Origin of the sequence: Devosia aurantiaca (assembly GCF_011058215.1) — a bacterium.
GTDB classification, from domain to species: Bacteria; Pseudomonadota; Alphaproteobacteria; order Rhizobiales; family Devosiaceae; genus Devosia; species Devosia aurantiaca.
The window spans coordinates 141349-166215 of record NZ_JAALFG010000003.1 but is presented as its reverse complement, the minus strand read 5'-3'; the positions used below and the strand labels follow the sequence as shown (position 1 = coordinate 166215).

Genomic DNA, 24867 nt, shown 5'->3' with positions numbered 1-24867 from the left:
ATCTGCTAAAGGCAGCGAGCGCGGGCGCCAGAGGTGTGCGGGGCACATAGATTGCAGCACCAGAAACTGGCTACGATCGAGGACGTCGCTGCTTTGGCAGGTGTGTCTATCGCAACCGTCAGCCGTGCCATCAACGAGCCGACCAAGGTGGCCGAGGAAACGCGCCGCCGCGTGACCGAAGCGGTGGCCAGTACCGGCTACACCACCAATGCCATGGCGCGTTCGCTGCGGATGCGCCGCAGCAACATGATCCTGATCCTGGCACCAGATGTGGGTGACCCCAACTTTTCCAACATTCTGGTCGGTCTCGAAACCGAGGCCAGCAAGCGCGGCTATGGGCTGCTGATCGGCAACACGCAGAACGATGCGAGCCGGGAAACGGACTATCTGCGCTTCATCAGCTCGAACCAGGCTGATGGGCTGATCCTGTTCACGGGTCACCTGCCCTTCGGCTTTGGCGTTGGCCAGGACGAAAACCGCTTGCCGCCGATGGTGGCCGTCAACGAGCCAGTGACCGCGCAGGACGTGCCGTTTGTTGGTGTCGACAATTTCGAGGGTGCGCGGGTTGCGGCCGAACACCTCGTCAGCCAGGGGCATCGGCGCATTGCCTTTATTGGCCGTTCCCCCGGGAGAGAGGTCAATCGGCTGCGGGAGGCGGGTTATCGGGCGGCACTCACAGGCGCTGGTCTTGCCGTCGATCCGCGGCTGATCATCGATGGAGACGGAACAACGGAAAGCGGGCGCGCGGCGGCCGAGCTGATGTTCGTGCGCGACGCCCTGCCCACCGCATTCCTGTGCGTCAACGACGCGACGGCGCTCGGGGTGATCATCTCTCTCAACGCGCGCCGCTATGAGCTGCCGCGGCAGTTTTCCGTGATGGGATTCGACGACATTTCCTTTGCCAGCTTCGTCACGCCATCGCTGACCACGATGAAGCAGCCCCGCCACAAGATCGGCGAGGCGGCCATGGAATTGCTGCTGAGCCTGCTGGCAGGCGAAAAACCGAAATCACGCGAAGTGCTGTTCCGTGCCGAGCTGATCGTGCGCAATTCGGTATCGCCGCCGGGCGCCTAATGCTCGGCGTGGCCGTGCTCGGCGAGCCACTCCTTCATCCAGGCGATCTCGGCTTCCTGAGCGGCGATAATGTCTTCGGCGAGTTTGCGCACTTCGGGATCTCTGCCATGCTCGAGCACGATCCGGGCCATATCGACGGCCCCTTGATGGTGCGGCAGCATACTAAGGATGAAATCGACGTCGGGATCACCGGTGAAGTCGATGTCCATGGTTTCATGCATGCGCGTGTTGGCGTCCATATAGGCCGAAGTGGCGGCGCTCTCCTCGCCGGCTGGCGCCATATGTGCGGAGTGGTCTTGCGCAAAAGCCGGAAGCGAAAGCGCGGCAAGAGCAAAGGCAAGGACGACGGGCTTCATGAGTGTTCTCCATCTGGTGGTTCCCGATCCTGCCGCATTCCAAGGTGGGAAGGTCAAGCCCGCGGAGCGGCGTTGTCACGCAGGTGACGACATGGCATTCGGATGGGCATGAAAACCATCCTTGTCGTGGGCATCGGTACGGGCTCTCCCGAGCATATAACGGTTGCAGCGATCGCGGCGCTGAACCAGGCGGATGTGCTCTTTATTCCGGACAAGGGTGCGTCGAAGGCCGATCTGGCCGATGTGCGACGGACGATCATCGCGCGGTTTGTCACCTCGAACGCACGGCACCTGAGCTATGCCGTGCCTCGGCGGAAGGCGGCCGAACCTGACTATGGCAGGGGCGTCGACGACTGGCATGGCGTGCTGGCCGACGTTTTTTCCGGGCTGATCGATCAGGTGCCCGACGGTGGCGCTGGGGCGTTTCTCGTCTGGGGTGATCCGGGGCTTTACGACTCGACACTGCGCATTCTCGAGCGTGTCGAGACGCCGATCGAGGTTCTAGTGGTGCCCGGAATCACTGCGGTTCAGGCGTTGACGGCTGCGCATGGCATTGCGCTCAATCGTATCGGGGAGCCGGTTCTGATCACCACCGGGCGGCAGCTTGGCGCGGTCGAGACGGACACTGTCGTGATGCTGGATGGACAGCTGGCGTTTCTCCAAGCCGATCCGGAGCTCGAAATTTTCTGGGGGCTTACCTCGGCACCGAGGACCAGTTGCTGATCGCCGGAAGGCTGGGGGATGTGGCGGAGCGGATCGCCGCCACCCGCAAGGCGGCGCGCGAGCGGCATGGCTGGATCATGGACACCTATCTCTTGCGCCACCGCTAGTTCCCCGGGCATGCCAATCCGGTAAACCGGTGGCATGGCCGATCTACTCGACATCGTGGATTTTGCACGGCGCGGCGCCTGCCCGACGCTGGATGCGCCGATGCAGACCGGCGACGGGCTGTTAGCACGGGTGCGGATTGCCGGTGGGCGTGTGAGTCCCAGCCAGCTCGCGGGCTTGGCGCGGCTTGCGATGCAGCACGGCAACGGCCTGGTCGAGGTGACGGCGCGCGGCAACCTTCAGGTGCGGGGGCTTAGCGAGGATTCATCGGCGCCGTTTGCGGCGGCAGTTACGGAACTTGTGCCGGTAGAGACGGGTCTGGTGATCGATGTTTCGCCGATTGCGGGGAGGATCCTGAGCAGCTGGCTAGTTCAGCTCATTTGGCGCAGGCGATCCGGGCAGAAGTGCAAGATTTTGAGTACCTGCTGGGTCCGAAGGTCAGCGTGGTTGTCGAAGGCGGCGGACAGGTCTCGCTGGCCGCGCTGAAAGCGGATGTACGGTTGTTGGCGGTCGGCGACGGGCTGTGGTCGGTGCAGGTCGGGCGTGGTGCAGAAGAGATTTGTGACGCCGGGCGGGCGGTTGCGGTGACAGTTGAGACGCTGGCCAGATTGGCGGCGATCGGGCCGGAGGCTCGGGCGGGCGACCTGGTCGTCGAGAGCCCCCACCCGGCCTCCCCGTAAGGCGGGGGAGGAGTCTGATAGGGGTTGGGGCTGGATCTGCGGCTGACTCCGGCGGAACTCCTCCCCCTTCTCCAGGGGAGGTTGGATGGGGTGGGCCGCGCACTCCGGCTTCTGAGCGGAACCACGACGCCGATCGCCCTGCCCTTCGGCGCCGTGCACGCCGGGGTGCTTCTGCAGCTTGCGCAAGCCGCCGGAGAAAGCATCCGCCTTGCCCCGGGTCACATGCTGTTGTTCGACAACGCCTCCCCTGCCTTGATAGAGACTGCCCAAAGGCTCGGCTTTATCACCCGCTCCGACGACCCACGCTTGCGCATCTCGGCCTGTATCGGCAGCGATGGCTGCGCGTCCGGTTTCATGCCGGCGCGACGGCTGGCTGCTCGGGTAGCGAAGCAGGCGCCGCCTGGAAAATCTCTTCATGTCTCCGGCTGCGGGAAAGGCTGTGCACATCCGCGGCGGGCGGATGTAACGCTCGTGGGGCGGGCTGACGGGATTGGCCTTGTCATCGATGGACGTGCGGGCGATACCCCGGTGCAAGTGCTTGACGAGGCGGGCATTGTCCCTGCCTTCGCCGACCTGGATCGCCGATGACCCAATACGAGTACATCAAGGATGGAGATGCGATCTATCGCCAGTCCTTCGCCATCATCCGCGCCGAAGCAGATCTGGCGCGCTTCGATGCGGACGAAGCCGAGCTGGCCGTGCGGATGATCCATGCGGGCGGCATGGTCGAGGCGGCCGAGCAATTCGTTTTTGGCCCGGGCTTTGTCCAGGCGGCGCGGCGCGCGCTGATGGCTGGCGCGCCCATCCTTTGCGATGCGGAAATGGTGGTGCGTGGTGTTACGGCGGCGCGTTTGCCGGCGCAGAACAAGGTCATCTGCACCTTGCGCGACGGGCGCACACCGGCTTTGGCGGCAAGCATCGGCAATACACGGTCGGCGGCGGCGCTGCATCTTTGGGAAGAACATCTCGAGGGCGCGGTCGTCGCGATCGGCAACGCGCCGACGGCCTTGTTTCACTTGCTTGAAATGTTGCGTGATGGAGCGCCGCGACCGGCGGCAATCCTGGGGATGCCTGTCGGTTTTGTGGGTGCGGCAGAGTCCAAAGATGCTTTGGCCGAGAACTCTTATGGTGTGCCCTATGCCATCGTGCGCGGGCGGCTCGGGGGCAGCGCCATAACCGCGGCTTGCCTTAACGCATTGGCGAGGCCGGGGCTTTGACGGGCAAGCTTTTCGGGGTGGGCACCGGCCCGGGAGACCCGGAGCTGTTGACGCTGAAGGGCGGTCAAGGCACTGCAATCGGCTGACGTTGTTGCCTATTTTGCCAAGCGTGGAAATTCGAGCAATGCCCGGCAGATCGTCGCCGGTTACCTGCGATCGGACCAGATCGAAGAGGCGCTCCACTATCCGGTGACGACAGAAATGCACCGGCATGCGGACGGGTATAAGGCGCAGATCGAGGCTTTCTACGTCGAAGCGGCGGACCGGGTTGCAGCGCATCTCGACGCGGGGCGGTCGGTAGCGGTTCTGAGCGAGGGCGATCCGCTTTTTTACGGCAGCTACATGCATCTCCATGTCCGCCTGGCACCGCGCTATGAGACCGAAGTCATAGCCGGGATCACGGCCATGTCGGGCTGCTGGTCGGCAGCCGGATTGCCGTTGGTGCAAGGCGACGATGTGTTGACGGTTCTGCCTGGAACGCTGGAGCAGGTCGAGCTGGCGCGGCGGCTGGGCGACAGCGAGGGTGTGGTCATCATGAAGCTTGGGCGCAACCTGCCGAAGGTGCGTGCTGCCCTAGAACAGGCGGGCCGTCTGGCTGGTGCCGTTTATGTCGAGCGCGGCACGATGGGGAACGGCTTGTCCATGCCGGTGGCGGAAAAGCTCGATGATACAGCGCCCTATTTCTCGCTCGTGCTGGTGCCCGGCTGGAGTGCGCGGCCTTGAGCGGGCGGTTGGTGGTGTTGGGGACCGGTCCCGGCAAGCCGGAGCAGATGACGCCCGAGGCGGCGGCGGCGATCACCGAGGCTGAGGTATTTTTCGGCTATGGGCCGTATCTCGACCGCTTGTGGTTGAGGCCGGAACAGCGGGTTGTGGCTTCCGACAATCGCGCGGAGATCGACCGGTCGCGCGCGGCGCTGGAGGCGGCGGCTGGAGGAGCGCGGGTCTGCGTCGTTTCCGGTGGCGATCCGGGAGTTTTTGCCATGGCGGCCGCCGTGTGCGAAGCGATCGAGGATGGGCCGGCGACGTGGCGGGCACTCGATTTGCAGGTGCTGCCAGGCGTGACCGCCATGCTGGCCGTCGCTGCGCGCGCGGGAGCGCCACTGGGGCATGATTTTTGCGCTATCTCGCTGTCGGACAACCTTAAACCCTGGGAACTGATCGAGCGGCGACTGCGGGCGGTGGCCGAAGCCGGACTAGTGATCGCGCTTTATAATCCGATCTCGAAGGCGAGGCCGTGGCAGTTGCCGGCGGCGTTTCGAGTGTTGCGCGAAGTGCTGCCGGTGAGCGTGCCGGTGATTTTTGGACGGGCAATCGGGCGGGCGGATGAGCGCTTTGCCGTGGTGCCGCTGGCGGAGGCGGAGCAGCATTGGGCGGATATGGCGACTTGCATCATCGTGGGTTCGGCGGAAACGCGGACGATCGAGCGGCCGGGGCGTGATCCGCTGATTTATTCGCCTCGGAGTGCGCGGGGATGAGCGAGCCTTGGCTGACGATCGTGGGCATCGGCGAGGACGGGCTGGAGGGGATTTCGGCGGCAGCGCGGGCTGCGATTTCCCAAGCAGATAAAGTGTTTGGCGGCAAGCGGCATCTAGAACTGGCAGCCGCAGCGATCACCGGGAGCGTCCTGCCCTGGCTGTCGCCGTTTTCGGATTCGGTTGAGCAGATCGTGGCGGCGCGAGGGCGAAAAATCTGTGTCCTGGCGTCGGGTGATCCGTTTCATTTTGGAGTCGGAGCAACGCTGTCGAAGCGGGTTGATCCCACGGAAATGCAAGTGTTTCCAGTAGCTTCTGCCTTCAGCCTGGCCGCAGCACGATTGGGGTGGCCGTTGCAGGATGTGGTGAGCCTGTCGCTACATGGGCGGCCGGTGGATTTGATCCGGCCGCACCTGCATGCAACAGGACGGATTTTGGCGTTGACCTCGGATGAGCATGGGCCGGCAGGCCTGGCCGAACTTTTGACAGAGCTTGGTTTCGGCCGATCGATCATTACCGTTCTGGAGGCCATGGGCGGGCCGCGGGAGCGGGTGCGCTCGCAGATGGCGGAGTTTTTTGAACTCGAGAATGTAGACCCGCTCAACATCTGCGCGGTGACCGTGGCGCCGCTGCCCGGTGCGCGGGTTCTGGCGCTGACGCCTGGGCTCGACGATGCGCTCTTCGAGCATGATGGGCAAATGACCAAGCGCGAGGTACGGGCGCTGACGCTTTCCGCTCTCGCGCCGCGGCGGCACGAGCTGCTGTGGGATATTGGGGCCGGATCGGGATCGGTGGGGATCGAGTGGATGCTCGCCGATCCCTCCTGCCGGGCCATCGCGGTGGAGTCGCATCCAGAGCGGCTGGCGCGGATCGGACGAAACGCCAAGGTCTTCGGGGTGCCGGATCTGCGCATTGTCGAGGGGCCGGCGCCGGGTGCGCTTGAAGGGCTCGAGGCGCCGCATGCGATTTTTGTCGGCGGAGGCGGGTCCGAGCCGGGGGTGATGAAGGCGGCGATGACGGCCTTACGGCCCAATGGACGATTGGTGGCCAATGCAGTGACGCTGGAGATGGAAGCCGTACTGCGGGTCTTGCAGGCCGAGCACGGCGGCGATCTTACGCGACTGCAGGTGGCGCGGGCAGAGCCGGTGGGCACGATGACGGGATGGCGGCCGGCCATGCCGATCACGCAATGGCGGTGGGTCAAGCCGTGGTAGTGCACTTTATCGGCGCGGGTCCGGGGGCTGTCGACCTGATCACGGTGCGCGGCAAGACGCTGCTCGAGAACTGTCCGGTTTGTCTTTATGCCGGGTCGATCGTGCCCCGCGAGATGCTGGACTGGTGCCCGCCCGGCGCCCGCGTGGTGGATACGGCGCCGATGTCGCTTGACGAGATCGAAGCCGAATATGTGCGGGCGCATGGGGCGGACAAGGATGTGGCACGGCTTCATTCCGGAGATCTGTCGATCTGGAGCGCGGTGGCCGAGCAGATGCGGCGGTTGGAGCGGCTCGGGATCGCTTATACGCTCACGCCCGGGGTCCCGGCCTTTGCGGCAGCTGCTGCAGCGCTTACGGCGGAGCTGACGGTTCCCGAAGTCGCGCAAAGCGTGGTGCTGACGCGGGTCAGTGGGCGCGCCTCGCCGATGCCGGAGCGGGAAACGCTGGCGGCGTTCGGCGCGAGCAGAGCGACCATGGCGATCCACCTGGCCATCCATTCGCTACAACGCGTGGTGGCTGAGCTGCGCCCCTTTTATGGGGACGATTGCCCGGTCGCGATCGTGGCGCATGCAAGTTGGCCGCAGCAGAAGATCATCCGGGGGACGCTGGCGGATATCGAGGGGCGGTTTGCGGAAGACCCGGTCGAGCGCACAGCGATCATCTTTGTCGGTCGCGCGCTGGATGCGTCGGAGTTCAGGGAAAGCGCGCTTTACTCGGCAGATTACCAGCGGCGCTTTCGGGGCCGAGACGGGCTTTGAGAGCGTTGGTAGCCTGAACTCTGGCTAACGCCGGGTTGTGTACAATTGTCCGAATTTGCCTTGCTTTAGTTTAGAGCATTGCGCTGCATCTTGTGCTGTAATCGAGCATCATTGGAGGTGCGTCATGCAGGTGAACGTCTTTATCTCAGAGATCGAGCACGAGGGTGAGCGGACACAGATGCTGGTGCTGCCGACCGGGCCCGAAGCAATGATTCCCAATCATTTGCAGCATCGTAACTGGCGTTACTTTGCTACGACGGATGCTGACGATCAATGTATCGGCATGCCCAAGGGCGAGGTCGGGGTGGCGCTGTCGGTCGCCGAATATTTGCTGACAACGCCTTCAGTGGCGCGGCTGAGTTAGCGGCGCCGGAAGGCAGAGCACTAAATCGATCATGGGGCGTTGGCTTGTCCGAAAGAGAGGGCAAGATGTCCCAGCCAATCGGAACCAATACCGGCACAAGCAGTCCGACGGTCCCTTCCAAGGATGAACTCAGCCCTGTGCTGACGCGCAATATCGAGGCGATCCTCGAGCGACGCCAGTCGAAGGCCAAGGCGGCTTCGGCTGAAGAGAAAGCCGCGGCCGCGATCAGCAAATTCGCCGGCAGCATGGTGTTCATTTATATCCATCTGGTGCTGTTTGGCGGATGGATTTTGATTAATACCGGGCTCGTCCCGCTTATTCCGGCATGGGATTCCTCCCTAGTGGTCCTTGCTATGATCGCTTCAGTGGAGGCAATTTTCCTCTCCACCTTCGTGCTCATCAACCAGAACCGGATGGCTGCAGAGGACGACGCGCGATCCGATCTCGACCTGCAGATCAATCTCCTCAATGAACATGAAACGACGCGCCTGATTGCCATGGTCGACGCGATTTCCCAACATCTTGGGATCGAGGTAATGCAGGAGCGAGAGGTCGCGGAGATGAAGCGCGATGTCGCGCCAGAGGCAGTTTTAGACCGGCTGGAGAGCGAAACTGGCGAGGCCAGCTGACGCCAAGACTAAATTCAAATGCTTTAACCTGCGATAAGGCGTCGTTTCCTCCCTGCTGTAGTCTGCCAGGGCGAGGTGACGATGGCGGATAGCAGCACAGAGCTTAGCGGCAAGCGGATCGTGGTCGTCGAGGACGACTATCTTCTGGCGAGCGACATCTGCCGGGAGCTGCGTGAAAAAGGTGCAACCGTGCTCGGTCCGGCGCCTACACCATTCTATGCCATGCAGCTGATCGGTAATCGCAAGCTCGACGCTGCGGTGCTCGACGTTCGACTGCATGGGGCTACAGTTTACGAAGTTGCGGACATGCTGGTCGGGCGCGGCGTGCCGATTGTCTTCGCGACGGGATTTGCGCGCGCGGATATGCCCAAGCGCTTCCAGATGGCCAGCGTTTTCGAAAAGCCGCTGAACCGGAAAACGCTTCTGGCAGAGATTATTTCGATCACACAAAGGCCGGTGGCGCGACCGGTGCCAGCTTCCCAAACGCCGGGCAAGGGAACGCCGCTGGAGCAACCGGAGGAGATTTTTGCGCGGGCTCTGGCGCGAACGATGAGCGCTAGTGCACGCGAAGGTAGGCCGGGCTGAAGCTGGCGATCTTGGCGAGGCCGGCAAAGTTGAGCATGGTCACCTTGCTGCGCGACATGGCGATCAGGTTCTGCTTGCGCAATTGCTGAATGGTCCGATTGACGTGAACATTGGAGAGGCCTAAGGCCTCGCCCAGTTCGGACTGCGTCAGGGCGAAATCGAACTTGCCATCGGCCTCGACACATCCGACATCGCTCAGCCGCGTATAGATTTCGCAAAGGAGATGGGCGAGGCGCTGTTGCGCATCGCGCGTTCCAAGGCTGACGATCAGCTCCTGGGCAGCGGCATGCTGGATGGAAGCGGCCCTCATGCCCGCAAGGATAATATTGGGCAGGCTATTAGAGAGGCTGCCCAGTTGCGCCAGATCGATGCGACCGATGGTGGCCGGACCAAGGGTCATGACGCGCTGGCGAACTGGGCTATTGGACAGAAAGCCGAAATCGCAAAAATCGCCAGGTGTGATGAAACCCACCATCTGCCGCCGGGCACTGTCGAGCAGCCGGTATTGGCAGGCCAGCCCCTCCAGCAGGACGACCGCTTCGCTCGCCGGCCGGCCGTCGGTGTGAATGTCGCTATGGCTTGGAAGCTGGAATGGGCCTTCGATCAGGGCCGCGAGGGCTGCCGCTTCGTGGTCACGGCCGGGGAGCAGTTGCAGAAAACGGCGCGTCACGACAAAGGTGTAAGTGTTGTGCGGACGATCCGAAGAGCCGCGATTATTCTCTTTCAGCAAACCGTGCGTGGTCATGATCCCACCCTGTCGAATGCCGAATAGTACCGGAAGTGCTGCCTTTCGCGGCTAACATGGATTAGCAAAATTTCCGATTCCGCCTTCTCAAGTTAACAAAGCCCGGACACGGCGCGTGTAGCGATCAATCTGGCGCTGGATGCAGGATTGCTCATCTTGGCCATTGCGGTCCGCTGCCATGGTCCAGAGGCCGATCTGAAAGCCGAGATAGCAAAGTTGCATGGCCGCAATGAAGCTGGGGTCGTCGTCGCGACCCAAAAGGGCATAGAGTACTGGGCCAAGATCGTTGACCGGGAGATCGAGTTCGACCGCTGCACCGGCGAGGTCCCAAGCAATGTCCTGGCAGCCGATAAGGTCATGCGCCGCGTGGTGGTCGAGACCGTCGAGCTTGATCCAGCCTTCTGGTCCATGCAGCCATTCACAAGCATGCATGCGGTTGTCTGTGCAGCAGGGCTGCGCAGCAAAACGGCTGGGGTCGCCAAGGGCCAGCTTTGCGGTCTCGCCCCAATCTTGGCCAAGGATTTCGCCGATATTGTATTGTGCCATGCCGAAGAGTTCACCAAGGCTGGCGCCTGCCCCCGTGGGTGGCAGAGTGGTGCGGAGCGCGAGATAGTCGAGCACGCGCTCTGTCGGAGGCCCAGAGTTCGGCGTTGGCACGGACTCAACCCAATCCGTCAAAAGGAAGCCGTGGCAAAGGCTAGCGGGGGCTGGTGCGAAGCCAGACTCGGTCAGTTTTTGCGCAAGGAGGCGCTTATGCTCGCCGCTGTCGCCAAGGCCGACGAACTTGGCGAGGTACTTGCCGCTTTCGGCTTCGACCAGAAACTTGCGTTTTTCTATGGCTGGATCGGCAGGCGGCGATGACCTGGTGAGCGACCGCCAAGCGCCGCCGGAGAGGTCGCGCAGCGGGCGGTCAGCGGACCCATAGTATGGGTGATCCAATGCTCAAGGAGGTCCGATTGAAGCAGCAGCTGATCGAACTCGACCACGTGTTTGCGGGCCTTCGCCCAGCGTGCCCTGTGGGCAGGTTGTGCCTCGGGTCCAAGATCGCCAGCGTGGCTGGGGAAGAAGTGGATGCGGTCCTCGCTGATGCCGTTTTCGACAAGCCAATCAGCCACGCCGTTGAGCGAGCTGCCCGAGAGGCCTGGGCCTTCGTCGACGATGGCGATGGCTCCGGCGCTGGACAGGATGCGGGCGCGGGGGCCCTGCCCTATGTCGATGCGCCGATCAAATGGGTGCCCGACCGGGCGAACGCTGATGGCGGGCGCTGCGCCAAGAGCGGCGGCAACCATCGCCGCAAGGCCGATGCCGATGCTGCGAATGCCGATAACGGTGGTGTCCGGTCCGAGGCCGGATCGGCGCGCGGCATCGAGGTAGCTTTCGGGATAAAGGGCATAGAAGGCATAGCCTTCAGGCAGCTTGGTGCGGATTTGCTCGGGCAAGGACAGCTCCCCGAGCCCACTTTCGTCGACGGCAGGGAACTCGGCGAAATTGCTGTTCCATGACGCCGCAATCGCCTCTGCCAGCGACAACAACAAGCCGGCTCCCGCCTCTTGAGCCGAACTCAGTTCATCGACACCAAGCTGCTCCCGCTCCCGGTCGGCAATGGCTTGAACGAGCGTGCTGGCGTCAATGAAGACGGATACGAGGTCAGCGTGACGCTCCAGGCCCGGTGGCAGCCTTCGACATCTCGCGAGACGGGCCGAGACCCGTCCCGCTACCGCTCCGGCAGTCTCGCTTTGCTCCAGATCCCCAAAAACCAGCATGGATTAAAGTTGCCCCCGTTTCCGGCAGGAACAAAGCTTGGGAGGTGCCGTTGGCTTCATAGATCAGGAGTTCGGGAGCATCTACATGACGGCACAAAAGGTGCGCATCGGCATAGTCGGCGTTGGAAACTGCGCATCTTCGCTGGTCCAGGGCCTCACCTATTATCGGGATGCGGATGGCAACGAGCCGGTGCCGGGTTTGATGCATGTTAATCTCGGCGGCTATCATATTGCCGATATCGAGGTTGCCGCCGCCTTCGACGTGGATAGCAAAAAGGTCGGCAAGGACGTCGCCGAAGCCATCTACTCCGAGCCGAACAACACGCAGCGCTTTGCCGATGTGGCGCCCACCGGCGTCACCGTGCAGCGCGGGCAAACGCTTGATGGCATCGGCAAATATCTCGAGGACGCGGTCGACGAATCCGAGCTGCCGCCCGTCGACGTGGCCGACTACTTGCGCAAGGCTGGCGTCGACGTTCTGGTGTCCTACCTGCCAGTGGGTTCCGAAGAGGCCACAAAATTTTATGCCGAGCAGGCGATCAAGGCAGGTTGCGGCTTCGTCAATTGTATTCCCGCTTTCATCGCATCCAAGCCCGAGTGGGAGCAGCGTTTTGCCGAGGCAGGACTGCCGATCATCGGGGACGACATCAAGAGCCAGGTGGGCGCAACCATTATCCACCGCATGCTGGCCAACCTGTTCCGCGAGCGTGGCGTGCGGGTGGACCGGACCTATCAGCTCAATTTTGGCGGCAATACCGACTTCCTCAACATGCTCGAACGCGAGCGTCTGCAGTCCAAAAAGATCAGCAAGACGCAGGCGGTGACGAGCCAGATCGACGTACCGCTTGCGGCTAACGACGTTCATGTTGGCCCGAGCGACCATGTGCCGTGGCTGACGGATCGGAAATGGGCCTATATCCGGCTCGAGGGCACGACCTTTGGTGGCGTGCCGCTTAATGCCGAACTCAAGCTCGAAGTGTGGGACTCGCCCAATTCGGCGGGCGTGGTGATCGACGCGGTGCGCTGCGCCAAGCTGGCGCTCGATCGTGGCATCGGCGGCGCGCTGATCGGGCCATCGAGCTATTTCATGAAGTCGCCGCCGCGCCAGTTTACCGATGCCGAGGCCAAGCAGCGGACCGATGATTTCATTGCGGGCACCGAGACGCCGATGCTCGGGGCAGCCGAGTGACGGCAACAATCTTTCTGTTGCGACACGCGGCGCATGACAATGTCGGCGGGTTTCTTGCGGGCCGCACGCCGGGGATCAACCTCGGGCCCGATGGCCTGGCGCAGGCGAAGCGGCTAGGGCAGACCATGAAGCGCGAGAGCTTTGACGCGCTTTACGCCAGCCCGCGAGAGCGCACGCAGCAGACAGCACGGGCGGTGGCAGAGGCGCGTGGTGGCATGGCGGTCGAAACGGCGGAGGCGCTGGACGAGATCGATTTCGGCGACTGGTCGGGATCGACCTTCGAGGTACTCAACGCGCGTGAGGACTGGCAGCAGTGGAACAGTGTGCGCAGCCTCAGCCAGACGCCGGCGGGCGAAACCATGCTCGATGTGCAGCAGCGAGCCCTGGGTTTTCTCCGGCCAATTATTTCTGGTGCGGACCGCCGCATCGCGCTGGTCAGCCATGCCGATGTGATCAAGGCCATTGTCGGCCATGTGCTCGGCCTGCCGATCGACAGCTGGCAGCGCTTCGAGATCAGCCCGGCTTCGATCACCACGATCGTGGTGGGCAACTGGGGCGGCAAGCTCATCACGCTTAACGAAGTCACCCCATAGGAGGCCCCATGGTCCTTTCGACAGACGAGATCGCCAAGCGGGTCGAGGAACTCGGACCCTGGTTCCACAATATCGAGATCGGCGGCATCAGGACGGCGCCTAACCATTTTCTGGGCGACTATCCGAACCGGAAATATCGCAAGTTTGCCGATGCCATTCCGGCGGACCTTACGGGCAAGACGGTGCTCGATATCGGCTGCAATGCAGGGTTTTACTCGATCGAGATGAAAAAGCGCGGTGCCGAGCGGGTGGTTGGCGTCGATTTCGACGATCGCTACCTGGCGCAGGCGCGGTTTGCGGCGGAAGTCGCGGGGGTCGAGATCGAATTCCGCAAGCTCTCGGTCTATGACGTGGGGGCGCTGGGCGAAAAGTTCGATGTCGTGATCTTCATGGGCGTCCTCTATCACCTCCGCCATCCGCTTCTGGCGCTGGACCTGATCCGCGAGCATGTCGCCAAGGACATTCTGGTGTTCCAGTCCATGCAACGCGGCAGCACGGAGGTGCCGCAGCTTGCCGAGGATTATCCCTTTACCGAAACGGCGCTGTTCGACGATCCGGCGTTTCCCAAACTGCACTTCATCGAGAAGCGCTACTCGAACGATCCGACCAACTGGTTCGTGCCCAATGCGGCGGCGGCCGAGGCGCTGTTGCGCAGTGCGGGCTTCGAGATCACCGCGCATCCGGAAGCCGAGGTCTATATCTGCCGCGCCGTGACGCAGTCGGACGATGCCAAGCCTATCTACCCAGCCAAGGGAGCCACCGCATGATCGAAGCGGCTATGATCTGGAACGAGCCCAACAACAAGTCCCATTGGGATCCTGAAATCGACCCGGAATGGGTGCGGTTCGGCCAGATGGTCAACCTTGCCGCAGATGCGATTGCCGAGGCCAATGCGCAGGTGATCCGGGTGCTTGGCGGTATTTCGCCGATCGATCCGTCCTTCATGAACCGCATGAAGCGCTATGGCGTGCTGGACCGGGTTAATGCCGTTGCCGTGCATGGCTTTCCTCTCGACTGGAACCTCTGGTCTATCCATGAGTGGCCCAAAAGCTCGATGAGATCCGGGTGGTGACCGACTTGCCGGTATGGGTCAGCGAGGTGGGAATTTCTACATTCGGGGCGGAAGAGGTGCAGGTCTGGGGACTGCAGCGAACCGCCGAACTGCTCAAGGGCAATGCCGAGCGGATCCAGTGGTACAGCCTCTTCGACCTGCCGCAGGAATGGGGCGCGACAACCCGGCATCGCGAGGCGGAGGGTTCGTCGTATTACCGGCACTTCTATATGGGCCTGGTGCGAGAAGACGGAACGCCAAAACCGTCGCTCGAGGAGTTTGCCAAGCACACGCCGGAAATGGGCCTAGTGCAGTGGTTCCATTACCTCGATCCGCGCCTCGACGATGCCGTCAGGCTGATGAAGCAGCTGGGTGTGACGCATCTGCGCACGGGACTTTCCTGGGCCGACAGCTTTAGGCCCGATGCTTTGGCCTGGTTCGATCGGCAGATGGAAGCGCTGGAAGACTTCAAGGTCACGGTGACGTTCTGCTTTACGCCGGAGCATCGGGGCGTCGCGCCGCACCACACCAGTCCGCCGCAAGTGCCGGAAGAATTTGCGGCGTTTTGTGCGCAGATGATCGAGCGGTATGCGCCGCGACAGGTGCAGGCATATGCTGCGGCGCCGGACGGGTCACCTGTGCTGGCGCTCTAGTCGTTGCGCTTGGTGAGCCCTAGCTTTCGGGCGAGGACTCCCGGCCGACCGCGGCCGTAGCTTAAGCCTTGGTATAGCTGGAGCGAGGCGCGTGCCCAGCCGAGATAGAGCTGGGGCTGTTTGACGCAGCGGGAGAGCCAGAACAAGCGGTGGCTCCAGGCGCTAATGCCGTAGCGCAGGCGATAGATCAGCTTGCGGGGGAATGGCAGGTCGGTGCTGGGGGAGACGCGCTTGCGGGGGCGCAGACCGCGTTTGTGCCAGGCGAGGCGATAGGCGAGGCCCTCGCGGCGTTGGCGCAAACCAGCGGCCTGGGTGTCGGCTATATAGTCGGCGTCCACCGGTTTGAGTTCGAGACGGCCTTGGGCGATGCCTGCGTCGATCAGCTTTAGCATGAGCGGCGAGCGGACGACGGCGACATTGGTGCCGCGCCAATCGGAGGAATAGGGTTCGACCCAGGCGTCGCCGAAAGAAATGTCGGCGGTTTCGGCGAGGACGTCGTCGCACCAATTGCAGGCCGAGTTCTGGAAGAATCCGGCGCCCCAGTCGCCATCGGCGAGGTAGAACCAGTCCTTTTGTCGGACCTCGCCGTCTTTGAGCGTCAGCTGGGCGGTGTACCAGTTGGCGGGACGTTCGGGTCCCTTGAGGCGATATTCGGCGCGGGCGACGGCGTCGATCGCGGTGTCGGTCTGCCAGGCGAAGCTTTCCACGAGGCGCGCACTTTTCATGTGGCCGCAGAAAAGACCGAGGGTGAAGGCGATGCGGGTGCGGAAGAGCTCGTCCTGCGCGCGCAGGAGGTGTACGGCCTTGATGAAGCAGGGGACGCCGACGACAGCGTAACGGCCGGGTGTGGCGCGGATCTGGTCCAGCACTTCGGAGAGCTCGACCGGATAGTAGCGCGACTTGGCGCCGGCGTGGAGTTTATCGAGGGTACGGGAGATGCTGTAGCGGAAAAAGCCCCCTCCCCTGAGGGTTTAACGTGAGCGACGCCATCGACGAGGCCGCGGCGCAAGAGTTCGGCGGCGACCCAGCTGACCATGCCGCCGGAACTGCCATTGCTGCGGAAATCGGGTTCGGCCACAGCGCCAACATAGGCGGCTTCGAAGCGGCCTAGGCGGGCGTCGCGGTTTGGCGCGGCGGGGAAGCGTTCGGCGCTGAGGTGGTCTTCGTTGCGCGCATTGGGGGAGAATGGACAGAGCTGGGCGAAACGGGTGCTGCTTTCTTCCGTAAAGGCGCCTTGCGGCTTGTACTGCCCGTAGCGGTCGAAGGTCATGTCAGCGCGGTCAGGCTGCAGCGCCGCAACACAGCTGCCGCAGCCGATGCACATACCGCCCTTGACGATCTCTTGGGGGCTCAGCGCCTCAGGCGAGGATGCCATCGAGATAGCTTTCCGAGCTTTGGCGCAGGGTAGCGATGCGGGCACCGATCATCGGGTTCAGCGGTGTGCCGAGCAGGCGATCGTAGTCTGCGTCGGCGTTTGCTTCGGTGACAAGATGAAGCTGCGCATCCAAGGCGTTGACGAGGTCGCGGACCTTGTTGGAACGATAGTCGGACGGTGCGGTACCGAAGGGTTTGTTGTTGACCATGGCGAAGACGCAGCCGTGAAAGAAGTTGGTCACGACGGCATCGGCCCTGGCGATGAAGCCGGCAAATTCGGCGGGACCTGCGTCGATCCAGCTCTCGTCGGCCCACCAGTTACGATAGCCAATGCTGACGATCTGGCGCCCGATGCGATCGGCGAAGGCGCGGACTTTCTGCGCAAACCAGTCGGGCATGCCGTGGCCGTAAAGGGCGATATAGGGCGGACGCTCGTGCACCGGTGCCGGCTCGATGATCTCGGGAAATTGCAGTACCGGATCGAGCACCATCACTGGCTCGAGCCCAAGTGCCTTGCTGACGATGCCAGCGGAATTGGCGTCACGCACGGCCACGTCGTCGAAGTTGCGCAGGCGCTCGACCCAGGGATGATCGAGCTCGTAGGACTGGTTGCCGAAGCTGGCCGCATAGGAGGCGCGGCGCTTGGCGCGTAGGCCTTCGCCATAGAAAAGCGTCTCACCGCCAAACCAGGGGTGGCGGAGGTTGAAGACTTCGTCGCTGCCGACCACGACCAGATCGAAGGATCCGGCTCTTTCCGGTTCGTCCAAGGGAAATGATCGCGACAGCGGCAGGGTCTCGAAGGCGGCGAAGAACTTTCGCGTTTTTTCCGCATAAAGCTTGCGGTCCTCGCGCTCGCCCCAAAAACCCTGTGCGGGCCGGAGGGCGACGCGCCATTCGGCACGGTCGATGCGCGATGACTGATAGTCGAGCAGCACTGCATTGTGACCGCGGGCGATAAGGCCTTCGACGAGGCAGCGCGCCTGCCAGTAGGAGCCATAGTTGATGCAACGATGAAAGGTCAGGACGCCAATCGGCGCGGAACGGCTAGCGTCCATAGATCTGGTCGAGCGCGGCGGAGACCGCGGTGAAGTGCTCGGCTTCGGGATCGAAGCGTGCACCGGATGAGAGCTTTCCAGCCCAGTCGATTATGGCGCCGCCCGGCCAGTCGCGCTCCGGCTCGGCGAGCACCTGGCTCGACGTGCCGGTGTGATGCCAGGCGCCGAAATCGAAGAAAGAGCCATTCTGGTTCTTAAGGCTCGCGCCGCCTAGCGTGCCGTAAAAGTCGGCTTCGATGATGGCGTCGCGACCGACATTGAGGTGCCACGAACAGGCCAAGCGGAGCACGGTCCCGCCGCCAAGTGTCAGCGTGGCGCTGGCATAATCCTCGACCACGTCGTTATGCGGGCCGATCGGCTGGCCCTTGCTGAAGAGGTTGCCGGTTGCGGAGACGATCTTGGGAAAATCGAGGCCCCAGAGCGCGAGGTCGACGAGGTGGACGCCGAGGTCCATGACGCACCCACCGCCCGACAAAGCCTTGTCGAAGAACCAGGGCTTATCCGGGCCATAAGCGTTGTGGAACACAAGATCGATGCCGAAGACCTTGCCGAGGCTCCCTCGGCGGAGCAGGTCGCGGATGGCGACCATGCCCGCTGTATGGCGATAGGAGAGATCGACGCCCAGGAGCCGGTCGGCGCGGCGGCTGGCTTCCACGACGGCGGCAACTTCGGCTTCAGTGCGGCCCAAGGGTTTCTGGCAGAAGACAGCAGTGCCGGCTTCGAGCGCCTGGATGGATTGCGCTGCATGAAGAGCGCTTGGGGTGGCAATGACGACCCCGTCGAGGTTTTCGGCCAGCAGGCCCTCTAGGCCATCCACGACCTTGGCTCCTGGAGCGAGTTCGCGCGCGGCGTCGAGCATTTGCGGGCTGGGATCGGCGATGGCGGCAGCTCCGATGAGGCCGCTGTCGAGCAGCGACTGCATGCGCATGGTGCCGATGCGGCCGGTTCCAAGAAAACCGATCCGCAACTTCTCGGCAGCCGTCATGGATACATCACCAGCGCCTTGAGGAAGCCGTCGGGGCGGTCGCGCGTGGCATCGAGCGCCTTGTCGAGCTGGGCGAGGTCGAAACGGTCGGTGTAGAGTTTTTGCGGGTCGAGGCGGCCGGCGACAACGGCATCGACGGCATCCCGGATGCCCTGGATGTAGATTGCGGGATCGCGCTCGTGAGCGTTGATGACGTCGAGGCCGCGCCAGTTCCACATCTGCATGTTGACCTGCCGGGGGCCGTCCTGGTGGTAGCCGGCGATGACAAGCCGGCCGCGTTCCTTGGTGAGCTCGGCCGCAAGATCAAGCGGCCACTGTTTTCCCACCGCTTCGATGACGACATCGCAGAACTGGCCACTTGTCAGTTGCTTGACCTGTTCGATGATCTTCCAGTGGTCATCCATGACGATGGTTTCGGCGGCGCCCATTTCGGTCGCGAGATCGAGCGTGAAGGGGCGACGGCCGATGGCGATGACGCGGGCGCCGGCAGCGACGGCGAGCTGGGTAAGGAGCGCGCCAAGAAAGCCAATGCCGACGATGGCGACGGTCTGGCCGGCAGAAATCTGGGCGCGCTTAAAGATGTTCATGGCGCAGCCGAGCGGTTCACCGGGAAACGGCACGCCGGCAAGCTCGGGCGGCAGCTTCACCACGGCGCTGGCATCGGCAATGTCGTGGGTGGCGTAGCTATGGTAGGAGAGCGCGGCGACACGGTCACCGACCTTAAGATCACCAACATCGGAGCCGACGGCGTCGACAAAGCCCCAGCCTTCATGGCCGAGGCCGCCAGGCTCGGTCGGAAACTTCATCCATTCCGGCCCTGCCCAGGGCGTGAGGTTAGAGGCGCAGACACCGCAGCCCTCGAGCTTGATGCGGACCTGGCCGGGTCCGGGCTCGGGGAGAGGCAAGCTTTCCACGTGCATGGTGCCGGGGCCAGTAACAATGGCGGCCTGCATCTGCTGGTCGGTGATCATGGATGAAGTCTCAGTCACGGTTCACGAATTTATTAAAGCGGCTTTCGCCGCCGTCGGCGGTCCTGTCCTGGTAGAGGAAGGCCAGGTTGTTCTCGTCGAAGATGTCGAAGAACTCGTCCCATTCGATGGCTTCGAGATTGTCCTCGGGCTTGCCGAAATCGATGCGCAGGATGCCGCCTTCGCCGCCGGTATCGACCTTGGCCGGATGGCCATCGCGGGCCTCGGCCCATTCGCGGATTTCGTCATGATCGGTGGTCGTGCTTGAACTGCTCATGAAGGGCTCCTTGAGGTTTGCTCAGGCGGGAGACGCGGCAACGGCGAGGCTGGTGACGGTGCCCTGCCCGCGCGCCTTGGCCTTCGGCAAGACATCGGGACGGCCGATGGCGTGGTAGTGAAGGCCGGCGCGCGCTGCCTGCTCGCCCGAGAGGACGTTGCGGAAATCGAACAGGTGAAGGCCATGCATGGTTTCGGCCAGCTGCTTCAGGTTAAGAGCGCGGTACTCATCCCATTCGGTGAGGATGACGGTGACGTCGGCATCCCGGCAAGCGGCGAGCAGATCGTCGTGCCATGTGACGCCCGCCAGCTGACGTTTGCCGGCTTCGGGCTGCGGATCGTGGGCGTGGACGTCGAGACCGGCCTGCTGCAGCAGCGGGATGATCACGAGAGACGCGGCTTCGCGGACATCGTCGGTGTTGGCCTTAAAGCTGGTGCCGAGGATGGCGACCCGGCCGTTGGACGGCGCGGCAGCGATGATGCGCTGGGCGAGCTCGGCCTTGCGCCGGTCGTTGCCATCGATCAAGGCCTCAACCAGGGGCTGCGGCGCGCCGTGGCTTCGGCCGATGCTGGCGAGGGCGCGGGTGTCCTTGGGGAAGCAAGAGCCGCCGAAGCCGGGGCCGGCGGCAAGGAAAGCGGGGCCGATGCGACGGTCGCGGCCGATGCCGTCAGCCACGGCAGTGACGTCGCCGCCAACGGCTTCGCAGAGATTGGCGATGTCGTTGATGAAGCCGATCTTGAGGGCAAGGAGGGCGTTGGCGGCATATTTGATCAGTTCGGCATTGACGGTTTTGCCTGCGACCATGGGGATGCCGCGGCTGGTGAGGGGCGGTAGATTTCCCGCAGCACGGCTTCGGAACGGGCGTCGTCCGCGCCGATAACGATGCGATCGGCTTCGGTGAAGTCGCAGATGGCGGAGCCTTCGCGCAAAAATTCGGGATTTGATGCAACCGCGATGGCTGTGTCGCTACGCACGGCATCGACGAGTTGCTTGAGCTGGGCTGCGGTGCCAGGGATCACGGTGGACTTGACGACGAGGAGGGTGTCGGGACGAAGGCTTGGACCGATGCCGGACACTGCGGCTTCTACATAGGTCAGGTCGATATTGCCATGGTCGTCGGAGGGGTGCCGACGGCGAGGAACACGGCATCGGCGCGGCCGGCGTAGGTTTGCGCATCGGTCGAGAACCTAAGGCGACCGGCCGCGACCTGCTTGCCGACGAGTTCAGAAAGACCGGGCTCGAAAATTGGAATCTGAGCGCGGTTTATGGCCTCGACGCGGGCGTCATCGATATCGCAGCAGACGAGGTCGTGACCCAGTTCGGCAAGGCAGGCGCTGGTGGTGAGGCCAACGTAACCTGCACCCAACACAACAATCTTCATCAGTTCCGCCCTTTCGATCAGCGTGTGCTGCAATCGAGCAATCGTGAGCTTTGTTCCTGGTTTTGATTTTGAACCTCTAGCGAGACGAGGTCTACCCGCGCCTTATCAGCTCTTTGTTGCCCGAGGCGTCGGGGGCTTGGTGCTTGCAGACACCGACTACGAAGATCTTATCCGTCCGTCTAATGTTAATCTGGGATAATAATTGGCCGCACCAGCAGCGTTGAGCAGAGTTCCATTAGACCCCAAAGTTTTTCGGTGCAGCGGCTGAAACAAAGGCTTTGTTCGTACTTGAGGTTCCCGAGCCCAGCTTGGGATGAATGGGTGGCTGGAACCTGGCCTTGGAGGGATGGTTGGCGGAGCAGCTACTTACCTTCCAGGGGCACTCATGAAACAGATACTGATCACCGGCGGCTGCGGCTTTATCGGACGGTATGTGACCGAGGAATTGCTGGCGCAGGGCTATTCCGTGCGCATCCTCGACAGTCTGATCGACCAGGTGCATGGCGACGCCGCTGCGGCGACGCCGGATGGTGTGGAGCTGATCCGCGCCGATGTGCGCGACAAGGCGGCAGTAACGGAAGCGCTCAAGGGCATTGACGGCGTGGTGCACCTGGCGGCGGAAGTCGGTGTCGGGCAGTCGATGTACGAAATCGCGCGCTATGTGGGTGGCAATGATCTGGGCACGGCGGTGCTGCTGGAAGCGATGATCGACCTGCCGATCAAACGCATCGTGGTGGCGTCCTCGATGAGCGTTTATGGCGAGGGGCTCTACCAGACGCAGGATGGCACCCCGTCCGGCTCGATCCGGCGCCGCGGCGCCGACATCAAGGCAAGCCGCTGGGATCCGGTGGCGCAGGATGGATCGGCGCTGACCCCTACCCGACCGACGAGCAGAAGCCGGTTGACCTCGCCTCGATCTATGCGCTGACCAAATATGCGCAGGAAAAGTCGGTGCTGATCTTTGGCGAAGCCTATGGCGTCGATGCCGTAGCGCTCCTGTCAACGTTTTCGGCCCGGGCCAGGCGTTATCGAACCCTTACACAGGTGTGTTGGCGAATTTTGCGTCGCGGCTGATCAACGGGCAGTCGCCGATGATTTTCGAGGACGGGCGGCAGAAGCGCGATTTCGTCCATGTGCGCGACGTGGCACGGGCGTTCCGGCTGGCGCTGGAGCAGAAATCGGCTGCCGGGCATGTGATCAACGTGGGCAGCGGCAATGCCTATGCCATCGCCGACATCGCCAACATGCTGGCGCGCGCTATGGGCGTGCCGGAGCTTGGACCCGAAATCATGAACAAGGCGCGCTCGGGCGATATCCGCAATTGCTTTGCCGATATTTCCAAAGCACGCGAACTGCTCGGCTTCGAACCGCAATTCCGGCTCGAAGACTCGCTGGACGAGTTGGCAGAATGGGTGCGCGAGGCGCAAGCGGTTGACCGTGGCGCCGAGATGCGGCGGCAGTTGGAAGAACGAGGCCTTGTGTCATGACGACTGTTATTACCGGCGGGGCCGGTTTTATCGGGAGCAACCTCGCCGATGCGTTGCTGAGCGACGGCGAGAGCGTCACCATCCTCGACAATCTCAGCCGCAATGGCGTCAGCCAAAACCTTGATTGGCTCAAGGATCAATACAGCGATCAGTTGCAGGTGGTGGTGGCTGATATCCGCGATCCTGGTGCGATCGAGCCGGTCCTGGCCAAGGCCGACGCCGTATTCCATTTTGCGGCGCAAACGGCGGTGACGACGAGCCTTGTCGATCCGATCGAGGATTTCGACGTCAATGCGCGCGGCACGATCAATGTGCTCGAGGCAGTGCGCAAGGCCGGCCGCAAGGCACCGGTGATCTTTTCGAGCACAAACAAGGTCTATGGCGGGCTCGATGACCTGCGGCTCTACGAACTGCACGGGCAGCACGTGCCGGCTGACGAGCTGATCCGCGCGCGCGGCATCAACGAGGACCGGCGGCTCGATTTCTGCACGCCCTATGGCTGCTCCAAGGGTGTCGCCGACCAATACGTGCTCGACTACCAGCGCTCCTATGACATTCCGACGGCCGTCTTGCGCATGAGTTGCATCTATGGTCCACGCCAGTTCGGCACCGAGGATCAGGGCTGGGTGGCGCACTTTTTGATCCGGGCGCTGCGCGGCGAAGGCGTCACCATATATGGCGACGGCAAGCAGGTGCGGGATGTGCTGCATGTGAGCGATGCGGTGGCCGCGTATAAGGCAGCGTTGGCGAACATCTCAAAAGTTCGCGGACGGGCCTTCAACCTTGGTGGGGGACCAAAGAATGCGGTCAGCCTCAACATGGTTCTGGCCGAGATCGGCAAGCTGGTCGGGCGCAAGGTCGAGGTTTCGCACGAGGCCTGGCGCGAGGGCGATCAGCTTTATTTCGTTGCCGAAACCAGCCGGCTCAAGGCTGAACTCGGCTGGCGCGCACGTGTCAACTGGCATGACGGGCTGCAAGATCTTGCCGATTGGTTGATGGCACGCGAAAGCGCGGTGAGGGATCAGGCACGACAGGTCCAGGCATGAACGCTGCCTCCCTGGTCGCTCCACTGGCGGGACAGTCAGCCAGGCACATCCTGATGAGCGTCGATGCCGTTGGCGGTGTGTGGCGCTATGCCATGGACCTCGCCGCAGGCCTGTCGCGCGTAGGCTATCGCTTCACCTTTGTAGGCTTCGGACCCGAACCCTCGCCCGCGCAAAGCAGCGAGGCGGAGCGGATCGGGCAATTGCTGTGGCGGGACGCGCCGCTCGACTGGACGACCGATGACGAGACGCAGCTCGACCGCATTCCGCAATTGCTGAGCGAGATCGTTGAAAGCGCTGGCATCGACCTTGTGCACCTCAACCTGCCGTCGCAAGCGGCGGGGTTGACGCTCGACGTGCCGGTTCTGGTTGTGTCGCATTCCTGCGTGGTGACCTGGTTTGCCGGAGTTCGGGGCACGCCAGTACCGCCGGACTGGGAGTGGCAGTTCCGGCGCAACCGCGATGGGATGACGGCGGCGGATGCGGTGATCGCGCCGAGCCAGTCGCATGCGCAGATGCTGCGGCAGAGCTACGGCGAGATCGAAGGGCTCGAGGTGGTGCTGAATGGCTCAAACCTAGAGGTCGAGCCGGTAGCCAAGGAGCATGTGGTTTTTGCCGCTGGGCGCTGGTGGGATGACGGAAAGAACGGCGCTTTGCTGGATGCTGCCGCCGCCGAGACGAACTGGCCGGTGGTGATGGCGGGAACGCAGAACGGACCCAATGGGCAGCATCTGGCGCTGCACAACGTTGAAGCGCTCGGACACGTGCCGCATGACGAGCTCGCCAGAAGGGTGGCGCAAGCAGCAATCCTTGCTTCGCCCTCGCGCTATGAGCCGTTTGGGCTGGCGCCCCTGGAGGCCGCCCGGGCCGGAGCGGCGCTGGTGCTGGCCGATATTGCGACCTATCGCGAGCTCTGGGACGGGGCGGCGCTGTTTGCGGCGCCGGATGATGCGGCGGGGTTTGCAGCGGCGATCAACCGGCTAGCGGATGATGATGACTTGCGGGCCGACTATGCACAGCGGGCAAAGGCGCGGTCAGCACGGTATTCGATCGATGCGCAAGTGACGGCGATGCAAGACGTATACGATGGGCTGCTACAGCCCGCCCATGAACGGGGGGCCTAGTT

24 protein-coding genes and 7 pseudogenes are annotated in these 24867 nt (G+C 63.0%); 20 read left to right on the top strand and 11 right to left on the bottom strand.

Annotated elements, in window-relative coordinates; translation table 11 throughout:
- Window positions 1-51: 51 nt before the first annotated feature.
- Window positions 52-1074 (top strand): LacI family DNA-binding transcriptional regulator, encoded by a 1023-nt coding sequence (locus G5575_RS14085; RefSeq protein WP_164534880.1) that lies wholly within the window; start codon window positions 52-54, stop codon window positions 1072-1074.
- Here G5575_RS14085 and copM read toward each other — a convergent pair.
- Window positions 1071-1430, bottom strand: coding sequence for a CopM family metallochaperone (gene copM, locus G5575_RS14080; RefSeq protein WP_164534879.1), 360 nt, complete (start codon window positions 1428-1430; stop codon window positions 1071-1073). The two genes, G5575_RS14085 and copM, sit on opposite strands and share 4 nt — an antisense overlap.
- 108 nt (window positions 1431-1538) lie before the next feature.
- On the opposite strand from copM, the pseudogene cobF reads away from it, so the two are divergent.
- The 12 genes and pseudogenes from cobF (at window position 1539) to G5575_RS14020 (ending at window position 9177) form a co-directional block, all read left to right on the top strand.
- Window positions 1539-2260, top strand: a pseudogene (gene cobF / locus G5575_RS14075) (precorrin-6A synthase (deacetylating)).
- Window positions 2261-2294: 34 nt separating this feature from the next.
- On the top strand, window positions 2295-2744 hold the full coding sequence (locus G5575_RS22300) for a hypothetical protein (protein ID WP_164534878.1): 450 nt from the start codon (window positions 2295-2297) through the stop codon (window positions 2742-2744).
- A complete protein-coding gene (locus tag G5575_RS14065) occupies window positions 2639-2938 on the top strand; it encodes a hypothetical protein (RefSeq protein ID WP_164534777.1) in 300 nt (99 codons plus the stop codon). The genes G5575_RS22300 and G5575_RS14065 overlap by 106 nt, the downstream gene beginning before the upstream one ends.
- Before the next feature lie 24 nt (window positions 2939-2962).
- Window positions 2963-3526, top strand: a complete 564-nt coding sequence (locus tag G5575_RS14060; protein ID WP_164534877.1) for a hypothetical protein — start codon at window positions 2963-2965, stop codon at window positions 3524-3526.
- The gene (locus G5575_RS14055) at window positions 3523-4155 is read left to right on the top strand and encodes a precorrin-8X methylmutase (protein ID WP_164534876.1); all 633 of its coding nucleotides are present in this window, start codon (window positions 3523-3525) and stop codon (window positions 4153-4155) included. Before G5575_RS14060 ends, G5575_RS14055 begins: the two co-directional genes overlap by 4 nt.
- A pseudogene (locus G5575_RS14050) lies at window positions 4134-4878 on the top strand (precorrin-2 C(20)-methyltransferase). The gene G5575_RS14055 and the pseudogene G5575_RS14050 overlap by 22 nt, the downstream one beginning before the upstream one ends.
- Complete coding sequence (locus G5575_RS14045) at window positions 4875-5630, top strand: precorrin-3B C(17)-methyltransferase (RefSeq protein ID WP_164534875.1); 756 nt, start codon at window positions 4875-4877, stop codon at window positions 5628-5630. The pseudogene G5575_RS14050 and the gene G5575_RS14045 overlap by 4 nt, the downstream one beginning before the upstream one ends.
- Window positions 5627-6841 (top strand): precorrin-6y C5,15-methyltransferase (decarboxylating) subunit CbiE, encoded by a 1215-nt coding sequence (cbiE, locus tag G5575_RS14040; RefSeq protein ID WP_164534874.1) that lies wholly within the window; start codon window positions 5627-5629, stop codon window positions 6839-6841. The genes G5575_RS14045 and cbiE overlap by 4 nt, the downstream gene beginning before the upstream one ends.
- The gene (gene cobM, locus G5575_RS14035; RefSeq protein WP_164535119.1) at window positions 6835-7599 is read left to right on the top strand and encodes a precorrin-4 C(11)-methyltransferase; all 765 of its coding nucleotides are present in this window, start codon (window positions 6835-6837) and stop codon (window positions 7597-7599) included. Before cbiE ends, cobM begins: the two co-directional genes overlap by 7 nt.
- A 124-nt stretch (window positions 7600-7723) precedes the next feature.
- Window positions 7724-7963, top strand: a complete 240-nt coding sequence (locus tag G5575_RS14030; RefSeq protein ID WP_164534873.1) for a hypothetical protein — start codon at window positions 7724-7726, stop codon at window positions 7961-7963.
- Window positions 7964-8028: 65 nt separating this feature from the next.
- Window positions 8029-8592, top strand: coding sequence for a DUF1003 domain-containing protein (locus tag G5575_RS14025; protein WP_164534872.1), 564 nt, complete (start codon window positions 8029-8031; stop codon window positions 8590-8592).
- Window positions 8593-8673: 81 nt separating this feature from the next.
- Window positions 8674-9177 carry a response regulator gene (locus G5575_RS14020; RefSeq protein ID WP_164534871.1) on the top strand — a complete coding sequence of 168 codons (504 nt, stop codon included), beginning with the start codon at window positions 8674-8676 and terminating at the stop codon, window positions 9175-9177.
- On the opposite strand, the gene G5575_RS14015 is transcribed toward G5575_RS14020, so the two are convergent.
- From G5575_RS14015 to G5575_RS14005, 3 genes are all read right to left on the bottom strand, one after another.
- A complete protein-coding gene (locus tag G5575_RS14015) occupies window positions 9149-9922 on the bottom strand; it encodes a Crp/Fnr family transcriptional regulator (protein ID WP_164534870.1) in 774 nt (257 codons plus the stop codon). The two genes, G5575_RS14020 and G5575_RS14015, sit on opposite strands and share 29 nt — an antisense overlap.
- Before the next feature lie 87 nt (window positions 9923-10009).
- Complete coding sequence (locus G5575_RS14010; protein WP_164534869.1) at window positions 10010-10543, bottom strand: hypothetical protein; 534 nt, start codon at window positions 10541-10543, stop codon at window positions 10010-10012.
- Between the two features lie 212 nt (window positions 10544-10755).
- Complete coding sequence (locus G5575_RS14005; protein ID WP_164534868.1) at window positions 10756-11685, bottom strand: hypothetical protein; 930 nt, start codon at window positions 11683-11685, stop codon at window positions 10756-10758.
- 85 nt (window positions 11686-11770) lie between these two features.
- On the opposite strand from G5575_RS14005, the gene G5575_RS14000 reads away from it, so the two are divergent.
- From G5575_RS14000 to G5575_RS13985, 4 genes and pseudogenes are all read left to right on the top strand, one after another.
- Window positions 11771-12874, top strand: a complete 1104-nt coding sequence (locus G5575_RS14000; RefSeq protein ID WP_164534867.1) for an inositol-3-phosphate synthase — start codon at window positions 11771-11773, stop codon at window positions 12872-12874.
- On the top strand, window positions 12871-13467 hold the full coding sequence (locus tag G5575_RS13995) for a histidine phosphatase family protein (protein ID WP_164534866.1): 597 nt from the start codon (window positions 12871-12873) through the stop codon (window positions 13465-13467). Before G5575_RS14000 ends, G5575_RS13995 begins: the two co-directional genes overlap by 4 nt.
- 8 nt (window positions 13468-13475) lie before the next feature.
- Window positions 13476-14234, top strand: a complete 759-nt coding sequence (locus G5575_RS13990; protein ID WP_164534865.1) for a TIGR04290 family methyltransferase — start codon at window positions 13476-13478, stop codon at window positions 14232-14234.
- Window positions 14231-15171: pseudogene (locus G5575_RS13985) on the top strand (beta-xylosidase). The gene G5575_RS13990 and the pseudogene G5575_RS13985 overlap by 4 nt, the downstream one beginning before the upstream one ends.
- Here the strand turns inward: G5575_RS13985 and G5575_RS13980 are convergent.
- The 7 genes and pseudogenes from G5575_RS13980 to G5575_RS20580 all read right to left on the bottom strand — a co-directional run bounded on the left by G5575_RS13980 (window position 15168) and on the right by G5575_RS20580 (window position 21211).
- Window positions 15168-16495, bottom strand: a pseudogene (locus G5575_RS13980) (Coenzyme F420 hydrogenase/dehydrogenase, beta subunit C-terminal domain). The pseudogenes G5575_RS13985 and G5575_RS13980 overlap by 4 nt on opposite strands.
- Before the next feature lie 34 nt (window positions 16496-16529).
- Window positions 16530-17600, bottom strand: a complete 1071-nt coding sequence (locus G5575_RS13975) for a polysaccharide pyruvyl transferase family protein (protein ID WP_164534864.1) — start codon at window positions 17598-17600, stop codon at window positions 16530-16532.
- The gene (locus G5575_RS13970; protein ID WP_164534863.1) at window positions 17590-18585 is read right to left on the bottom strand and encodes a Gfo/Idh/MocA family protein; all 996 of its coding nucleotides are present in this window, start codon (window positions 18583-18585) and stop codon (window positions 17590-17592) included. Before G5575_RS13970 ends, G5575_RS13975 begins: the two co-directional genes overlap by 11 nt.
- Window positions 18582-19556, bottom strand: coding sequence for an MDR/zinc-dependent alcohol dehydrogenase-like family protein (locus G5575_RS13965; RefSeq protein WP_235936030.1), 975 nt, complete (start codon window positions 19554-19556; stop codon window positions 18582-18584). The genes G5575_RS13970 and G5575_RS13965 overlap by 4 nt, the downstream gene beginning before the upstream one ends.
- 10 nt (window positions 19557-19566) lie before the next feature.
- Entirely contained in the window at window positions 19567-19830 is a 264-nt protein-coding gene (locus G5575_RS13960; protein ID WP_164534862.1) for a hypothetical protein, read from the bottom strand.
- A 21-nt stretch (window positions 19831-19851) separates the two neighbouring features.
- The gene (locus tag G5575_RS20585) at window positions 19852-20634 is read right to left on the bottom strand and encodes a nucleotide sugar dehydrogenase (protein WP_235936029.1); all 783 of its coding nucleotides are present in this window, start codon (window positions 20632-20634) and stop codon (window positions 19852-19854) included.
- Window positions 20601-21211, bottom strand: a pseudogene (locus G5575_RS20580) (nucleotide sugar dehydrogenase). The gene G5575_RS20585 and the pseudogene G5575_RS20580 overlap by 34 nt, the downstream one beginning before the upstream one ends.
- A gap of 385 nt (window positions 21212-21596) precedes the next feature.
- Between G5575_RS20580 and G5575_RS13950 the strand changes: the two are divergent.
- The 3 genes and pseudogenes from G5575_RS13950 (at window position 21597) to G5575_RS13940 (ending at window position 24865) form a co-directional block, all read left to right on the top strand.
- Window positions 21597-22698: pseudogene (locus G5575_RS13950) on the top strand (NAD-dependent epimerase/dehydratase family protein).
- A 5-nt stretch (window positions 22699-22703) separates the two neighbouring features.
- Window positions 22704-23744, top strand: a pseudogene (locus G5575_RS13945) (NAD-dependent epimerase/dehydratase family protein); the annotation flags it as partial.
- Window positions 23741-24865, top strand: a complete 1125-nt coding sequence (locus G5575_RS13940; RefSeq protein WP_235936028.1) for a glycosyltransferase family 4 protein — start codon at window positions 23741-23743, stop codon at window positions 24863-24865. The pseudogene G5575_RS13945 and the gene G5575_RS13940, both read left to right, overlap by 4 nt.
- The last annotated feature ends 2 nt before the right edge of the window (window positions 24866-24867 follow it).

What these genes read in the sequence shown, in the direction of transcription:
- copM (WP_164534879.1), bottom strand. Translation starts at nt 1,430, where the DNA reads ATGAAGCCCGTCGTCCTTGCCTTTGCTCTTGCCGCGCTTTCGCTTCCG.
- G5575_RS22300 (WP_164534878.1), top strand. Translation starts at nt 2,295, where the DNA reads ATGGCCGATCTACTCGACATCGTGGATTTTGCACGGCGCGGCGCCTGC.
- G5575_RS14055 (WP_164534876.1), top strand. Translation starts at nt 3,523, where the DNA reads ATGACCCAATACGAGTACATCAAGGATGGAGATGCGATCTATCGCCAG.
- cbiE (WP_164534874.1), top strand. Translation starts at nt 5,627, where the DNA reads ATGAGCGAGCCTTGGCTGACGATCGTGGGCATCGGCGAGGACGGGCTG.
- G5575_RS14030 (WP_164534873.1), top strand. Translation starts at nt 7,724, where the DNA reads ATGCAGGTGAACGTCTTTATCTCAGAGATCGAGCACGAGGGTGAGCGG.
- G5575_RS14025 (WP_164534872.1), top strand. Translation starts at nt 8,029, where the DNA reads ATGTCCCAGCCAATCGGAACCAATACCGGCACAAGCAGTCCGACGGTC.
- G5575_RS14020 (WP_164534871.1), top strand. Translation starts at nt 8,674, where the DNA reads ATGGCGGATAGCAGCACAGAGCTTAGCGGCAAGCGGATCGTGGTCGTC.
- G5575_RS14015 (WP_164534870.1), bottom strand. Translation starts at nt 9,922, where the DNA reads ATGACCACGCACGGTTTGCTGAAAGAGAATAATCGCGGCTCTTCGGAT.
- G5575_RS14005 (WP_164534868.1), bottom strand. Translation starts at nt 11,685, where the DNA reads ATGCTGGTTTTTGGGGATCTGGAGCAAAGCGAGACTGCCGGAGCGGTA.
- G5575_RS14000 (WP_164534867.1), top strand. Translation starts at nt 11,771, where the DNA reads ATGACGGCACAAAAGGTGCGCATCGGCATAGTCGGCGTTGGAAACTGC.
- G5575_RS13990 (WP_164534865.1), top strand. Translation starts at nt 13,476, where the DNA reads ATGGTCCTTTCGACAGACGAGATCGCCAAGCGGGTCGAGGAACTCGGA.
- G5575_RS13975 (WP_164534864.1), bottom strand. Translation starts at nt 17,600, where the DNA reads ATGGACGCTAGCCGTTCCGCGCCGATTGGCGTCCTGACCTTTCATCGT.
- G5575_RS13970 (WP_164534863.1), bottom strand. Translation starts at nt 18,585, where the DNA reads ATGACGGCTGCCGAGAAGTTGCGGATCGGTTTTCTTGGAACCGGCCGC.
- G5575_RS13965 (WP_235936030.1), bottom strand. Translation starts at nt 19,556, where the DNA reads ATGATCACCGACCAGCAGATGCAGGCCGCCATTGTTACTGGCCCCGGC.
- G5575_RS13960 (WP_164534862.1), bottom strand. Translation starts at nt 19,830, where the DNA reads ATGAGCAGTTCAAGCACGACCACCGATCATGACGAAATCCGCGAATGG.
- G5575_RS20585 (WP_235936029.1), bottom strand. Translation starts at nt 20,634, where the DNA reads ATGGTCGCAGGCAAAACCGTCAATGCCGAACTGATCAAATATGCCGCC.
- G5575_RS13940 (WP_235936028.1), top strand. Translation starts at nt 23,741, where the DNA reads ATGAACGCTGCCTCCCTGGTCGCTCCACTGGCGGGACAGTCAGCCAGG.